Origin of the sequence: Clostridium sp. AM58-1XD (genome assembly GCF_003464085.1) — a bacterium.
Lineage (GTDB): Bacteria > Bacillota > Clostridia > Lachnospirales > Lachnospiraceae > Lachnoclostridium_A.
The window spans coordinates 1-14,591 of sequence record NZ_QSDR01000029.1 but is presented as its reverse complement, the minus strand read 5'-3'; the positions used below and the strand labels follow the sequence as shown (position 1 = coordinate 14,591).

Annotated in this window: 13 protein-coding genes, 1 pseudogene and 1 riboswitch; all 14 genes and pseudogenes read right to left on the bottom strand. The window is 46.3% G+C overall.

The window, feature by feature from the left end:
• Positions 1 to 283 precede the first annotated feature (283 nt).
• Positions 284 to 1,132, bottom strand: coding sequence for a hypothetical protein (locus DXA13_RS20770; protein ID WP_147348043.1), 849 nt, complete (start codon positions 1,130 to 1,132; stop codon positions 284 to 286).
• On the bottom strand, positions 1,033 to 4,257 hold the full coding sequence (locus DXA13_RS16135; RefSeq protein ID WP_118245975.1) for a hypothetical protein: 3,225 nt from the start codon (positions 4,255 to 4,257) through the stop codon (positions 1,033 to 1,035). The genes DXA13_RS20770 and DXA13_RS16135 overlap by 100 nt, the downstream gene beginning before the upstream one ends.
• The gene (locus DXA13_RS16130) at positions 4,257 to 7,127 is read right to left on the bottom strand and encodes a hypothetical protein (RefSeq protein WP_118245973.1); all 2,871 of its coding nucleotides are present in this window, start codon (positions 7,125 to 7,127) and stop codon (positions 4,257 to 4,259) included. Before DXA13_RS16130 ends, DXA13_RS16135 begins: the two co-directional genes overlap by 1 nt.
• A 48-nt stretch (positions 7,128 to 7,175) precedes the next feature.
• The gene (locus DXA13_RS16125) at positions 7,176 to 7,907 is read right to left on the bottom strand and encodes a hypothetical protein (protein ID WP_118245971.1); all 732 of its coding nucleotides are present in this window, start codon (positions 7,905 to 7,907) and stop codon (positions 7,176 to 7,178) included.
• Positions 7,908 to 7,925: 18 nt separating this feature from the next.
• Positions 7,926 to 8,489 carry a hypothetical protein gene (locus tag DXA13_RS16120; RefSeq protein WP_118245969.1) on the bottom strand — a complete coding sequence of 188 codons (564 nt, stop codon included), beginning with the start codon at positions 8,487 to 8,489 and terminating at the stop codon, positions 7,926 to 7,928.
• Positions 8,490 to 8,552: 63 nt separating this feature from the next.
• Positions 8,553 to 9,065 carry a signal peptidase I gene (locus tag DXA13_RS16115; protein WP_181995709.1) on the bottom strand — a complete coding sequence of 171 codons (513 nt, stop codon included), beginning with the start codon at positions 9,063 to 9,065 and terminating at the stop codon, positions 8,553 to 8,555.
• Between the two features lie 7 nt (positions 9,066 to 9,072).
• Complete coding sequence (locus tag DXA13_RS16110; protein ID WP_118245965.1) at positions 9,073 to 9,483, bottom strand: hypothetical protein; 411 nt, start codon at positions 9,481 to 9,483, stop codon at positions 9,073 to 9,075.
• Positions 9,484 to 9,518: 35 nt separating this feature from the next.
• The gene (locus DXA13_RS21090) at positions 9,519 to 10,883 is read right to left on the bottom strand and encodes a carboxypeptidase-like regulatory domain-containing protein (protein ID WP_181995708.1); all 1,365 of its coding nucleotides are present in this window, start codon (positions 10,881 to 10,883) and stop codon (positions 9,519 to 9,521) included.
• 139 nt (positions 10,884 to 11,022) lie between these two features.
• Positions 11,023 to 11,607 carry a hypothetical protein gene (locus DXA13_RS16100; RefSeq protein WP_118245963.1) on the bottom strand — a complete coding sequence of 195 codons (585 nt, stop codon included), beginning with the start codon at positions 11,605 to 11,607 and terminating at the stop codon, positions 11,023 to 11,025.
• A 110-nt stretch (positions 11,608 to 11,717) separates the two neighbouring features.
• Entirely contained in the window at positions 11,718 to 12,359 is a 642-nt protein-coding gene (locus tag DXA13_RS16095; RefSeq protein WP_118245961.1) for a signal peptidase I, read from the bottom strand.
• 131 nt (positions 12,360 to 12,490) lie between these two features.
• Entirely contained in the window at positions 12,491 to 12,736 is a 246-nt protein-coding gene (locus tag DXA13_RS16090) for an HU family DNA-binding protein (protein ID WP_118245958.1), read from the bottom strand.
• 122 nt (positions 12,737 to 12,858) lie between these two features.
• A riboswitch (cyclic di-GMP riboswitch) is annotated at positions 12,859 to 12,947 on the bottom strand.
• Between the two features lie 259 nt (positions 12,948 to 13,206).
• On the bottom strand, positions 13,207 to 13,617 hold the full coding sequence (locus tag DXA13_RS23245; protein ID WP_347559890.1) for a tyrosine-type recombinase/integrase: 411 nt from the start codon (positions 13,615 to 13,617) through the stop codon (positions 13,207 to 13,209).
• A gap of 29 nt (positions 13,618 to 13,646) precedes the next feature.
• Positions 13,647 to 14,036: a site-specific integrase gene (locus DXA13_RS23240; RefSeq protein WP_347559889.1), complete on the bottom strand. Its 390-nt coding sequence runs from the start codon at positions 14,034 to 14,036 to the stop codon at positions 13,647 to 13,649.
• A 369-nt stretch (positions 14,037 to 14,405) separates the two neighbouring features.
• A pseudogene (locus DXA13_RS16080) lies at positions 14,406 to 14,591 on the bottom strand (transposase); the annotation flags it as partial.

Genomic DNA, 14,591 nt, shown 5'->3' with positions numbered 1-14,591 from the left:
GTTTCACCGAAGAATACTCAAATCAGTCCTAATATCCCTAAAACAGGCTGAAACGATAGCCAACGCGCTCCGCGCGCAGGCCGCCGGCGAACCTGGCCCCCCGCTCTATGAGCTTGTAATGTTCGGTGCTGTCAGACATTTGTCCCTGTCTTGACAAGGATCCATATAAAACACAAAAGCCCTCGATATCAGATTCCATTCCAGGTCCGCAGCCTGGTTCCGTATCTGGTATCGAGGGCGATACTTCTTTTTTAACTACTTCTTTTTTAACTATTTCTTTTTCTTAAACTCCATCTTTTTCTTTTATATGTTCAGATTCCCGGACAATGATATTATAAGGAACTTTTTGGCCGCCCAGTTCAAATACAAGCCGGTACGTTCCCGGAACAGCAGATTCGGGGACGGATACTGAAATACGATGACTGCCGGTTCCGGCAGTTAACTTTCCATTTCCGCTCACCGGCCATGCTCCGTCTGGTTCCGGATTATCATATATGCCGGCGTCCTTTCTATAAACCTGTATCCCGATAACGTTATCGGCTCCTGTTCCATTTACAATGGAGTATTCCACGTCAAATACCATCCCTGCTCCCGGCGGCACTACGCGGCTTCCTCCTTCAGAAAGATGAACTTTAAGACTGTATGCCGGATTTGCCGTTACAGTATAAACGGTCTCCGCCGAATCAATTTCTGAGCCGCCTGCATTGATCCCCTTTGAAAACAGCCGTACGGACATCCTGTTCTCTCCTACCATTAGACCGGCAGTATTACCAGTGTCCATCGTTACGATCTGACCGCTATTGTAATTCTCAACAGGAATATAAACGCGTCCGTTGACAGGATAATACTTTATTCCTCCGTATGTAAACACAGTTCCTTCAGGGATATCACCTCCTGTTCCGGGAGACAGAACAATTGCTGCTCCGTCCGCCAGACGCGTATCCGACATGGCATTGATATTGAAATGGAACTGGTGTTTCCCACGCGAAAGGCCGTCTCCCCCACCCAGCGCCACGCTTGCTGCGGAACCGTTTACAGTAAAGTCGGCTCCCAGAGAATCGGCTCCCTTTTCATTCCGCAGGTGAAGGCTGTACATATCTGCCGTAAGTCCGTCTGAAGAATCAAAATCCACAATCGTTGTAAATGATCCGCTGACCTGGCCCGTAAGCCCGTTCTCTGTCCACATCTCCTTAAATTCGGACAGCAGAATTCTATAATTCGCCTCATTGCCTTTACCCGGTAAATATAGTACTTACTGCCGTAAATCATCGTTATTTTCGTTCCTTTTGGAATTGCCAGCGTCGTCTTATCGTCCTGTCTCTGCAGTTCCAGCCACAGTTCTCCGGCAGCGGCCTGGCCATCCAGCGAGTAAGCGGATGTAACAGAACTTCCCTGTGAAACTTCCGTTATGCCTCCTCCGGCGGGCGTATGATAGTATTTCCCTGCTCCTGTCTTTATCTCTGATACGATTGATTTTTTCCAATGAATTTCCAGCGTGATCGGTACCGACACTCCTGACTCATCCTGGAGATTCAAAATGATTTTATCATTTTGTTCCTGAGATGCAAAATTGGAAGTATTATACAGGGTGAAATCGATAGAAGCTTCAAATCTGCTGTCAGTCGATCCAATCAAAATCTTGCTCTCATCAGAAAATTCGCTTAAATCATAAACGCCTTCCATCAGCCCTTCGCTCTTCCACTGCTGTTTTTCCGATGGTTCCATGGTCACAGAAATCTGATGGCCGGTAAGGCTTTCAGAAGGATTGGAAGGGTGATACGGTACAAGAGACGTTCCCGTGTCAAATTCCTTCGTTACTCCGGTAAGGCTAATCGTCCTGCCGGAACCAGCCGGAATCTTCAGTCTTCCCGCATAACTACCGCTCTGGGTCGCATAGAGATCCACGCTTTGTGCTTCCAGGTCCGTCGCTTTTGTTACGATTTCTATATTTAATTGCATTGTTTCTTTTACTGTACTGCCTTCGTATCTTAATATCTCGGCATTCACTGTGCCTAAATCCCTGCTTTGGGTGATCCCATCGTTGGCGTATGTAAGATAAAACTTAATTTCCGGAACGATGCCTTTCTGACTGTCGGCCGATTTGCCGATGATCGTATTTTTATCATCCGGTTTTACCGTATTCATTGATATTACGTTCCCGGTGCCGGGAGAAAATCCTGTGCTCGTTTCAATATACAGGCCAAATGTATTTAGCGGGCTGTCACTGATTCTCGTTTTTTCCGTATCCTTTACCTGTCCCGTATCAGCCGAAGTCCATGTGCCGTCCCCTCTTTTTGCCCCTTCTATGAGGGTGATTCCATCTGGAATTGTAATATTATTGATCCTATACGTAGAATCCTTTTCTGCCGGGAGCAAAGTTATTGCGCCTTCCGCCAGTGAAAATCCGTCGGAAGGTGCGGTCGTAAGCTTCTGAGCAGTCAATACAGTATCTCGGACTGCAATTGCCTTGTCATCCCCGATCTTCCAATAGCGGAATCCCTGGCCTGTCACATTCGTATAGTCCAGTTCCTTCGACTCACCCTGTAGGAAAAAACCGCCGTCGCCAGCTCCCTCCCCTTCCTTTATGCGGGCATAGGCATAGGCGGTCGCCTTGTCATCTGCCATAATATAAGAATAGCCTGATACCGCGCCGTATGTTACTTTCGAGTTTTCTTTCAAAGAAATCTGTAATACCGTTCCTGTAGCAAGAATGATCGTGTTTGGGTATTTTGAAAGATCTTCAGGTGCCACCTCATCTTCATTTTTATCCACACTTTTGTAATTTGCCACTTCATTTACCGCAGAATCGAGCACCAGTGTACTGCCGTTTTCCAATGCCAGACCGTTCCCTACCTTGCCCAGTTCCTGCTTCGTCCCCTCATCTCCAATCCTGTTCAAGGAGTACAGCGCCGTCTGATTCGCATTTGCCAGGTCTGATTGTCCCGAAAGCCGTACATGAGAATTGATCAATCGCACCTGATCCGCCCGCTGAATCGATGTAAGAGTCGTTCCCGCCCCTATCGTTTTTCCCACATCATCTTCTTTTTTTACGCCGAAGTTATCCAGCGTAACCATACGTTTATCTCCTGCATCACAGGAAGCGCCGCTGCCAAAGACACCTCCTGCTATATCCATGCTCAAGCTGGAATTTTTTCCGAAATCATACCCGGTTCCATCAACGTAGACATGGGAAAAGCCTGTTATTGTAACGGTATCATAACTCGCGCCGTCGCCATAATCACCTCCGGCGTATACAGAATTTCCGATAGACAGTTTTGCTGCATTCAGACTGGGCATTTCACCTTTATGACCGCTGTAATATTTACACTTGCCGATCGCCCCAGTTCCTATATGTACATGGGTAGAACCGTTTACCTTTCCCTGATAGCCGCCTCCGAACACCCTGCCGCCGACCGTTCCTCCCGTTAAATTGACAAAAATCAAATCCTGAGGACTTCCTGAGGACGGTCCGTCATCACTCAGTTCGCTGCCTCCGTACAGGTTTCCTTTCACCCATCCGCCGCTCATATTAATTGTCGAACCGCCCAGAACAAAGCGGTCGCCTGCTTTGCCGTATGCCCCGCCATAGACAGAGCCGTTTACTGTACCTCCCGTAATGCTGACATTGGTCTTATTTTGCACTAATCCTTCTTTACCGCCTCCATAGACTTTGTGCTCTATCATGCCTCCTGTTATAACAACTGAGGCGGAGCCTTTTACTCCCGCGTTCTCGCCACCGCCGTAAACGCAGTCGTTCACAGAGCCTGCAGAGATCATGACGGAAGTAGAACCTTCCACCTCGGCGCGTTCTCCGCCGCCGTAGACGTTTCCCTTTACGGTTCCGCCGGAAAGGTCGATCAAGACCTTAGAACCTGATTCTACACGGGCACATTCCTCATATCCTTCCTTGGCAATTCCTTTTCCGCCTCCGTAGACATTCCCATCTATCGTTCCGCCCTCAACATTAATCGAAATATTTCCCTTTGAATACGCATTTTTCGTTGTATCATATGTGATCCCATCGGGAGAATACCCTTCTCCGCTCGCATAAATACTGCCTGTTACGTAGGCCGATCCGCCGATACTGATCTCTGCATTTCCGGTCAGACTCCCCATGTTTTCGGGCTTTCCTGCCGCAGGAGTCAGCGTGAAAGTCATGGCGCCGTCCCCGCCTTTTCCGGCTGCGAATATATTTCCGATTTTACCGCCTGAAGCCTTTATGTTTACCTGAGACGGCGTTCCGTCCGCACATTCCATTATATAGCCGCCGAACCGGAGCCATAAATATTATCTACATCTCCTCCGGCAACATTGATATTCAACGTGCCACAGAAGGTTGGAATACTGCTGACTCTGCCCGATCCGGCCCCGTATATCGAAGTGACCTTTCCGCCCGATATATTTATCGTTGTCGTTCCTGAATATGGAGCCGGCGTATTCTGATGACCCTGGCAGCCTCCGACCACATAACCTACCTGACCTCCTTTGACGTTAATGACCACATTACCGTTTGAAAGCTTTCCGTTGGCGCTCCCTGCGATAATCGTGTCCACAATTGCCGTACCACCTACCGTTATAGCAGCCAGTTTATTGTCCGCATCGACATCACTATTTGATCTTAGATACCCGTTAATTCTGACGATGCTTCCGCTTAATACCTCTATGCTTCCGACTTTATCCGACATGTTATTATTACCCGCCCCATACAAATACGGACGTATTGATGTCTTGACATTCGTTCCTAATTTAATATTATGCCCGTTTCCATATATGTGCTGCAAGCCAAGGGTCATATTCTCAAAGGTAACGTCTCCATATAATGTAAACGGCAGTAATTCACCATTACTTCCTTTTTCTATCGAAAACGTTTCCGAGCCGGTATTTCCTCTGACTGTAACATTTCTTGGAGTGTTTTTTAAAAACTCTCCCTCCGCTGCTGTCTTCATTGTATAACCGCTCAAAAGGATAATTTTATTATCTTCGACCGTACCGCTTTCGCTTAAAAGCTCCGCCGCTTTTTCCATCGTTTGAACCGGATTGCCAGGATCGGCGCCAGCTCCGTCTTTTGCATCATCTCCAATTTGCTGGTCAACATAAACCGTTTTTAGCTCCGACAGGGCGGTAACCTGTTCTGACAACATGGTAATCTGCCCTTCGGTTGAACGGGCGCGGGTTACCTTTACTGCTGTTATCACACACCGGACCTGTCTGGAAACGCCCTCCGGCTCTACATGGCGACGGTATACCGGAGCATCCGCTCCCTGGATGTCCTCCCATCCGTCATCCTCTCCAAAATTCCCGCTATAAACCTCGGACGGAGTCCTGACCGGACGGTCATTCAGCTCTCCGGCCGGTCTGTCATCATGAGGTTTTTCCTGTTCAGACAGCTGCCACTGATATAAAAACATGTAACCATCTGAATATTCCGGTACTTCCCCCGTAATGTTGTCAGTCAGGGTATAGACTGCGATATCCCCTTCCCGGTCCTTTTCAATACAGAATTCATAATTTCCAGCAGTTTCCCAAACGGAATACAGGTTCAGTTGGTCACCCTCCATTACATCCATGAATTCTCCTGCCTCCTGTACCGGAGCGGATCCATCCTGTTCTGACGACCATCCTGCAAACCGGCGGCTGAACATGCCTTCATCCTCCTCCGGATATACCAGCTCTTTTGGGCATTCCGGAAGACAGATCCGGCCGTCCCGTACAGGCAGCTCCATATCCACCATCTCATCCAGAGTCACCGTCATAAAGCCGTCCGCCAGCTCGTACCCTGCATATTCCCCAGCCTCAATAAAAGATCCGTTGTCTTCCGAGCAGATCATAAGGCCGGTCTGCCCTTCATAGAAAAGTGTCTCCGGATTCTCGATTTTCTGCTCGATAATGTATTCTACATCATATTCAATATCGTCCGGAATCTCCTCGTCTTCTTCTGATTTTGAAGCATCTGCTCCTCCACCGGAACCGCTGTCAAAAGCCCCGTCTGGGACTCCGCCTGCAGCAGACGGTTTCTCATCTTTTTCTATACCGTCTGCATTTTCCATAGACTCTGCAGACTCTGTATTTTCTTCTTTGTCTGAATGATCCGTATTATCCGAAATAACTGTGCTGTCCAAGCCGCCTGTGCCGTCCGATTCATTGTTTTCATCAGCCGGCGGCAAAGAGTCTTTATTCTCCTCTTCTCCGGAAACCTCATCCTTGCCTGCTGTTTCTCCTTTCTCAGCCCCGGCCTGGTCCTCTGTTTTTTCTGTTTCAGTCTTTTCTCCGGCCTTCTGCTCGGTATTCTGCCCGGTATTTTCCGAACTGCTTCCCGTCTGTCCTGCCGTATCATGTACGGAACCGCTGTTTGATGTTTCTTTTCCCGAACCGCTCTCCTCTTGCTCTACTCCTGGGGCTTCCCCTACGACAGGTACCATATGGCGTTCGATTTTTGCCTGCGGCTGTTGAATAGCCTCCTCTTCCGTCTCTTGCCCTGGTTCGGTTTCCGGATTTTCTTCTGCTGCCTCTTCCGTTCTTTTTTCTGTCTCCGGCTCCCGGGAAGAGCTGATATCCTCCGGCTTTCCTATGCCATCATACTCACCTTCGGAGTCAATCGTTTCTACCACAGCTTCGGACGGTGTGGAAACGGCGATATCTCCGGATTCCTTGGAGCCATCTTCCACGATTTCCCCTTCTATAAATTCATTGATAATCATGGAGAATCGGGGCGCACTGTACTTATCTCTACCGGAAAACGCATAATCGCCAAATCCGACGATACTTTCCGGAAGCCTCAGTTCTCCCCTCAGGTTTCCAAGTCCATAGAAAAGATAGGAACCGACATATGTAACTCCGTTTTCAATGACCAGAGAATCGATCTCATCGCCATACTCCAAGAACGGAGCCGTCTCTTCCGTAAAGTCATATGTATCGCCGCTGCCCTTAATTTTCAGGACTCCGTCCACAATTATAGCCTTTACATCATCTCCCACATAAAACGTCCGGACACTGTCTTCGGTCGCATAAGCGAGCATAAATTCGAAATTCAGACTGCTCATCATTAAGCAAAGAATCAGGAGAGCCGCCGCCCACCGCCGTCTGTCGTTCTTATGCCTGTTAGCCTTTTTTCGTTCACTTATATTCATAACAATTCCCCCGACTTCCTGTACGGCGGGTCCGCCGTTTTCATCGTTCTAATTCCTGCTGATTTCAAGACTGTCTGCAAATGAACCGCTTCCTGAAAGCGTGATCGAAGAGTCTGTTTTCAAAAGAACAAGGGAATATACGCCCTGTCCCTGAGAATGATAGGTACATATATTGCCTTTATATGCCTTAGCCTGGTCATTTGCCGCATCCGGAATCACTCCATCCGGCAATGTGATTTTTATATCTTTTTCCGAATCAGCACAGGTCAGAACCAGCACGGCCGCCAAACTGTCTTTCTCATCCTTAATCTCATACTGATTGCCCCGCCCCTTTATAAAAGTTGCAGTCAGCGTTTTGTTATAAGGTGCCTCCGATATTGCCGTAACCGTTACGGTATCCCCTGTAGACGAAACTGTAATCTTCGCTTTGCTCTGCACATTTCCTGCCAGCGTACCCGCGCCACTGTCTGTGGCCGCGGTTCCGCCGCTCACAGTGATTTGATACTTTATATTTTCCGGCGTTGTTCTGATTGAATCGGCATAATTATATAAATTAACCGTAAAAGTTCCTTTCTGTGGATCTATATAATACTCTGCTTTTTCATTTTCTTCCTTTAAAAGATCACTTGTAAAGTAAAATTCCTGTGCCGCCATAATTCCGCTTTGATATTTTTCCATCATATAGCGAGCCGCGGTCACACCTGCGAAAGAAAGCAGAATGATTATTGAAAGACTGACTGCAATAACAGTCTTTTTACGTCTGTTTCTATTTGCTCCCATGTTATCTGCCTCCATATTTTATCCGGCCGGCTTTGCCGGCTCTTCCGGCTCTGCCTGTTCCGCATTCACAGTCACAGTGACCAAATCGATCTCATCCGCATAATCTGAACTGTTATTATCATTTCCTTCCGGCCATGAGACTTTTAATACGTAATTGTGGACAGTTTCTGATGAATGGGGCAGAAATCCTCCCTCTGTCCGGGCCTTTCCTGCCGTAACCGCCAGCTCCCCCGTATTGACCAGGCTGCCCGACGGCAGTCCGGAACCTGCATCTATCTGGAATTTCAGGGGTAGGTTACCTGTCGTGTCTACCGTAATCGAATACTTCTGGCTAACCTCGCTGACCCTGTCTCCCTTTTTATTTGTTACGGCGAACTGATAGTCCTGTGTTTTACCGGGATATAGTCCGCTAACGTCAATCGTAAAATCGCTGCTGTCGGATCCCCATGCGGCTATACTTGCGGCAGCCTCTCCCTTAACCTGAGCTGCGTACCGGGCATATGTAACAGGAAGCAGCAGACAGAACGTGCCGAGCAGTAAAATATAACATGCCATTCTGGTTTTTGTCAGATGTTTTTTCATTTTGACCGTCTCCTCCTTCCAATAAAATAGCATATGACAACAAAATATTCCGCTTTCGAGCCGTTACCGCCCTTCCTGGTCTTTTAAATTACTGATCCAATCCGGTAAAAATAGTGCCATAGCCCCGGCTGCCATAACCAGCAGGAGGCCAAAAGGCGTTCGTATAAAAAGGATAAATTTCCCAAGTCCGGAAATAACCCATACCACGCGGCCGGCTATCTGAGTGATCCCCACCGGACTGTTATCCGGTACGTTATTAAAATCGCCTTTTGTGATGACTTCATCTCCGTCCGGCTTCTTTTCTATTATACGATGAGTGACCAGATTCCCGCTTTCCCAAAAGGTGATGACATCTCCTGTCCGGTATTCATTTTCACGGTGAATAATCAACAGGTCTCCTGTCGAAAAAGCCGGTTCCATACTTCCCGAAAGTACGGTAACATGGGAGTATCCAAAAAGGAACGGAAGCTCATTATTGAATAAAAACCGCGATACCATCCGCCATATATCAATAAATAAAACGGCTAAAACAACAGCATATAACACATATTTCAATAAACTTTTTAACATTTTCATAGTCAGGTCAGTTCTCCTCAGCATAAATCTGAACATGGACCGTATATGTGCCGCCCTTCTCTCCTGCTGCAGTAGACTGCGCATCCGTTCCCTCAAAAGGCCAGTTCCAGTCCAGCTGATAAAAGGCAGAACTGTTTGCGCCAATTTTACTTTGAACCGTAAGCTTTCCTTCCGACATCGTACTTGTTACTGCCTTTTTCGTAATTTTCTTACCGCCGGAGGATATCGGCGTCAGCGTAACAACAAGCGGTATGTGAATATCTCCTTCCGAAAGAGTCACTGTGACATCCAAGTCCTTTTTACGGCTGTTTGTCAGTTCAAAACAGTAAAAACCACTGGCTCCAGGCAATATGTTATCTCCCAATCCGTCCGTACGATTGTAAAACAAATCAATATCGCTATGCTGCGTCCAGGACATAAATTCATCGCTGTCTCCGATCTGTCCGCTAACGTTTAGTTACCGTTATCTGTATCACTTTCCGTTTCTGTCTCTGTTTCTGTCTCCGACTCCGTTTCTGTTTCCGTCTCTGTTTCTGTCTCCGTTTCCGTTTCTGTCTCCGTTTCTGTCTCCGTTTCCGTTTCTGTCTCCGTTTCTGTTCCGGGCCTGTTATTGCCTCCGCTGCTGCCGCCTCCGTGAGCGCCGCCGCCATCATGGCTGCTTCCACTCTCGTTTTTTATACTGCCGTCCGGCTGCGACGGCCCATTTCCATAGCTTGGGGATTGTGTATCATCCGTAACTTCAGGCGGCACAGAACTATTATGGTCTTCAGAAGCGCTGTGGCCAGGCTGTGCCGCTGTACCGCCGGCTTCCCTATTACCCGCAGGGGTATCGCTTACAGAAGACTGTGATTCATCCTCTTCCGGCGAACCCGGCCTGTTACTTTCTTCTTTTGTCCCTCCTATTGGATAAATATCTTTTCCGTCAGCGACGATACCGCTCTCACCTGGTATATGCAGATTTCCGTCCGGGGCTGCAACAGCTCCGTCCGGCTGAATTTTTGTACCGTCTGGTAACGTTACCGTTCCGTCCGGCTGAATCGTATAATCTTTTGCAACCATTTCTTTTTCCGGATAAATGACTGTATCATCTGGCAATATTACTGCTGCGGTTCCGTCTTTTCCGCTTCCTGGAATTACGATGGTGCCATCCTGCAGATGGATATTACCTTCAGGCGTTACTACCACTCCTTCTGATACAGAAACGCGGCCAAAAGGAGTCGAAATCCACCCTTCTTCACTTGCGTATGTTTGATTTCCCTCTACAATTGTCAGCTGATTGTCGCTTAATTCAACCACGATTTCCAGCACCCTGATATCAACTGCAACCGTAATATCGTAATCTCCCGTATCCTGATGGGAAATTGTAATACCATCCTCCACATCTTTTTGCGATATTGCAATTTTACGCTGCGCGGCTGTCGAACCATCCTCTTCAAGAATCAAAATTTCATGTTCTCCAATGGGGACGTTCGGAAACAGGAAACGGCCGTCTGAGTCTGTGACCGTGATCATCGGATTGCTGTGCAGTTCTATCATCCTCCCTGCCGCAGGCAAACCATTGGAATAAATGACACGGCCGGTAAAATGCACTCTGGTTCTGGCAGCCTTCTCTGCTTTTTCAGGCGTTAGCAAAATAGAATCGACGATCTGCTCTGGAACCTGCCGCTCTGCATGTTTGTTCAGAACAAGCCCTGCCACGCAGGATGTAATAAATACAAGCACAAACAGCAGCAAGAGGAAAAGGCGGAATCTCCTCCGTCTTTCTTCTCTGTCTTCTTTTGATCTATGGAAAGGTATGTATCTGCGTTTCTGTGGCATGGATGATATCCTCCTTTTGCTTTATAACGCACAGAATTTTCAGCCTGCAGGAAAAAGAACCTTTTCTTCTTGCGGTTCCCTTTCCTGTAGGCTGAAAACCTACAGGCCGCTCTGGCACAGGGAGCGGAAAGTTATAATGTTACGTTGCCGGTCTTGCCGGTTCCTTCTGTGTACCTGTTACTGTAATCGTGAATGTCATTTTTTCCTTGCCTGATTCAGGTCCGACGTCTTTAACAGCAGTTCCATAATCCCATTTCCAGTAAATCATCTTTTTAACTGGTGTTGCAAGATCATCTACGGCAATTTCGCCCTTCAGGTCTTGATATGCTGTCAAATCTGCTATTTCAGTACTGTATCCAGAATCTGAATAGAACTTTAAATTCGCCGGTTTGTTAGATAATTCAGAAAAAGCGATTGTATAATCAATAGCCACTTCGCTTCCTGAGCCATCAATCTCAATATAAAAACTTCCATCTGTACCGGGAGCTATTTTATTACCTCCAGCCTTATCTATATTCGTATACGCCGTACTGGCAAGATCAATATCCGTAAAAGTCGCTGTCTGTTCGTTCGCTTTAAAGCTCCATTTCGCCACCGTAGCAGATCCTGTTCCCGTAACCTCCGTGGTGTATCTGGCCAGCGTTCCGCCCATCAGACAGGTCGTTATGAATGTCAGCGCCAGCGCCAGGCCCCCAAGACGGGCTGCATAAGATTTTCCTTTCATATGTAATTTCCCTCACTTTCTTAATAATCTCAAATTCTTTACCCAGGTTTACTCCCTGTTTATTGCGTCAGCTTCTTCCGCTCTGTGCCCCCCGGAAACAAGCTGTAGCTTCATATGTTGTTCGCTTCCTGCGAGTATTCGGCCTTTTCATCATGGCCGGCCGCTTTCAGTTCCGCAAGTTCCGCCTCCAGCTCCGCCACCCTGGAGTTTTCTGCCCGATCCAGCTTCCATCGCCTTACGATATCCCCCAAAATAAAGAGCAGCAGCGGACATATAATGAAAATAATCATCCCTTTTGAGGACTGCATAAACAAAATGATATTGCCGAGTCCAGCGATTCTTCCTTCTTTCCAGATTCCTTCAATCTGACCTGCAGTAACAGGCAGGCGGTCTTCCGTATTATTCGCGTCGCCCTTTGTAATAAACCGCGGCGTCCCATCTTCGCCTGCCGTAATACCGGATATGCGGTGAGTAACCGCCTTTCCTGACGTGAGATAGCAAATCACGTCACCCTCCTTCAGATTCTCCGTATCTGTTTTATGAATAAAGATCAAATCCCCTGTCTTAATTACAGGTTCCATAGATCCTGAAAGCACGATGGCAGGTTTTATTCCAAATACTCCGGGCATTTCATCCGGCCTTGTATATGTACTGACAATCAATATGGTATTTACTACGATAATAGGAATAAAGAGGATGCACATCACAATACCGGCAACAGACGGATACGTTCGTTTTCTTTTATGATTCATCGTTCCTGTCCTCCTGATACTGCAAAATAGCATGCGTTTCGAAATCTTGTAATTTCGTCGCATCCTCTGCCGAAAACATTGCCTCTTCAAGCTGCTGCTCGGCTTAAACTGAATATAATAGTGGGGCTTCTTCATACTCCGGGGAGAATTTTCATTTCGTCCTGTATTATCCCTAAGCTTAGGATAAAGCGGCCCCATTCAGGCATACACACAACCTTTTCTCCTTTTCCCATGGCATCACTCATAACTGATATCAACGCACAATATACCCTTTCCACAATATCGATCTCATATCCAGACTGTTTTGCAATCTGTTTCAGCAATGCACTCTGTTCCATATTCGTACCACGCTTTCTCATAATAGTAAGGAGAAGCACATCACCAGCTTCATATCTCAGTGTCTTTCACTGATTACGGAATTTTTCCTCAGCCGTCTCCCATGTCGCGTACAGGGCAAACAAAACTGGCATCTGCGTTCACAACCTCAATGCCAGCAAAAAAATGCGGCTGGCTGGCATTCCTCCATTTGGAGGAGAAGCCCCTGTAGCTTTGCGTCTCTATCTTTTAATAGATTTGCCAAATTTATTCCGTTGTTTACAACATAATCTGTATTATGTCGTAATAATGATTTAAGTGGGAATTTCAACAATAACTCGTATGATTTGATCCGTAAATATACGAAAAGATATGGTATTTAAAGAGCGGACTATTAAAAAATATGATAATCAAGGTAATTAAAAAAAATTTTAAATACTGATCTATGATAAACAGTAACTATAAAATGCTGTATCTTTATGATCAGCACATCACATAATACAGATTATGTTGTGTCAGATCAAAAGCAGATTTAGGCGTGAGAGTGTGTGAATACAGTCCTCAGCGTGGTTAACGTATATATTCTTGTTGTTTCAATACTGGCATGTCCCAGAATATCTGCCAGTCGTACAATATCTTTTTCAACCCGGTAATAGGTCAACGCAAATAAATGGCGCAGATTATGTGGAAATACCTTATTCGGTTCCACGCCTGCAGCTTCGCAGAGCGACTTCATTTCTGCCCATATATTGGAGCGGTTGACCGGGCTTCCATTTCTGGTTATAAATATCGGACCGGAAGTAATGCCCATGCTTTTACAATAGAGCTTCAATCCTTTTATCAAATCTTTCGTCAGAAGCACCACCCTCTCTTTTCCTTTATTTATAATTCGAATTTTTCCGGTTCTGATTGAATCCACCGTAACATACTTATGTTCACTCACTCGGATTCCCGTGCTGCAAATCGTCTGAATCAATAGCTCAGGCGCTTATTTTTGCGTTTTTCTGCCGTCTGTACTAATTTTTTATATTCCTTTACCGTCAACTCTTTATTTCTTTCACGAAATAAGTTTGACTGGACTTTAAAGAGCTTAACCTTTAAATCAGCACGATTTAAAAAGGCAAAGTATTGATTTAATGCTACAAGCATACTGTTGGCACTTGTTGCTTTATACTTTTCGTATAAACTCTTTTTATAAGCAACCACCTTCTCTTTTGTCACTTCTGTATTGCAGGACAAATGCATATGGAACTCCCGGATATCCCGTAAGTACTTTTCAACCGTTAATTCCGCCCTCTCCTCATTAATTAAATACTGTCTGAAATCTTCTACCTGTTCATTTGTAAATAATGTAAGTGCCATGTCTTTTCTCTCCTGTTTCTCCCAAATCATGTCCATCCAAAGGCGTTTTACGTCGTTTCAGGATCATTTCAGGTCTGCTTTCTGCTCAACTGCCACAGTCATATACTGGCAATAACATTCTATACCAATTTTTTCCAAGTTGTCATTATCAGCATGTGGATATGATCCGCATCTGTATTCTGTATAATCCCATTTCTTCAGGATTCTAAAAGCTTCTCCGTGTTCAGCAGGCTGTCACCCACAAAAAAGAGAGTGCTGCATAATGCAGCACTCAGACTGTAGACAAAGCGGTGTCAGGACATTCGTCCTGGCACTGTTTTCTACATAATTCATATCATTTTTTGCACACAAACAAGCGTTACCGGGTTCTTATGCCTCACACAGCTTATATCTTTGCTGCATTCTGGCCAGCTTCTTCAGATTCATGCACGCAAAAGTCAACCCGGCCTCATTTCCATCCGTGCTTTCCCATACATCTGTGTATATCGAAAACCATGATTCTCCTTAGCTGTTCCAAAGAGTCTTTCGATGGTCTCTTTTCTCTGCGCATACAAT

Excerpts from the sequence above, each read along its gene's own strand:
- DXA13_RS16135 (WP_118245975.1), bottom strand. The coding sequence starts at position 4,257 with ATGGAATGTGCGGACGGAACGCCGTCTCAGGTAAACATAAAGGCTTCA.
- DXA13_RS16130 (WP_118245973.1), bottom strand. The coding sequence starts at position 7,127 with ATGAATATAAGTGAACGAAAAAAGGCTAACAGGCATAAGAACGACAGA.
- DXA13_RS16125 (WP_118245971.1), bottom strand. The coding sequence starts at position 7,907 with ATGGGAGCAAATAGAAACAGACGTAAAAAGACTGTTATTGCAGTCAGT.
- DXA13_RS16120 (WP_118245969.1), bottom strand. The coding sequence starts at position 8,489 with ATGAAAAAACATCTGACAAAAACCAGAATGGCATGTTATATTTTACTG.
- DXA13_RS16115 (WP_181995709.1), bottom strand. The coding sequence starts at position 9,065 with ATGAAAATGTTAAAAAGTTTATTGAAATATGTGTTATATGCTGTTGTT.
- DXA13_RS16110 (WP_118245965.1), bottom strand. The coding sequence starts at position 9,483 with ATGTCCTGGACGCAGCATAGCGATATTGATTTGTTTTACAATCGTACG.
- DXA13_RS21090 (WP_181995708.1), bottom strand. The coding sequence starts at position 10,883 with ATGCCACAGAAACGCAGATACATACCTTTCCATAGATCAAAAGAAGAC.
- DXA13_RS16100 (WP_118245963.1), bottom strand. The coding sequence starts at position 11,607 with ATGAAAGGAAAATCTTATGCAGCCCGTCTTGGGGGCCTGGCGCTGGCG.
- DXA13_RS16095 (WP_118245961.1), bottom strand. The coding sequence starts at position 12,359 with ATGAATCATAAAAGAAAACGAACGTATCCGTCTGTTGCCGGTATTGTG.
- DXA13_RS23240 (WP_347559889.1), bottom strand. The coding sequence starts at position 14,036 with ATGGCACTTACATTATTTACAAATGAACAGGTAGAAGATTTCAGACAG.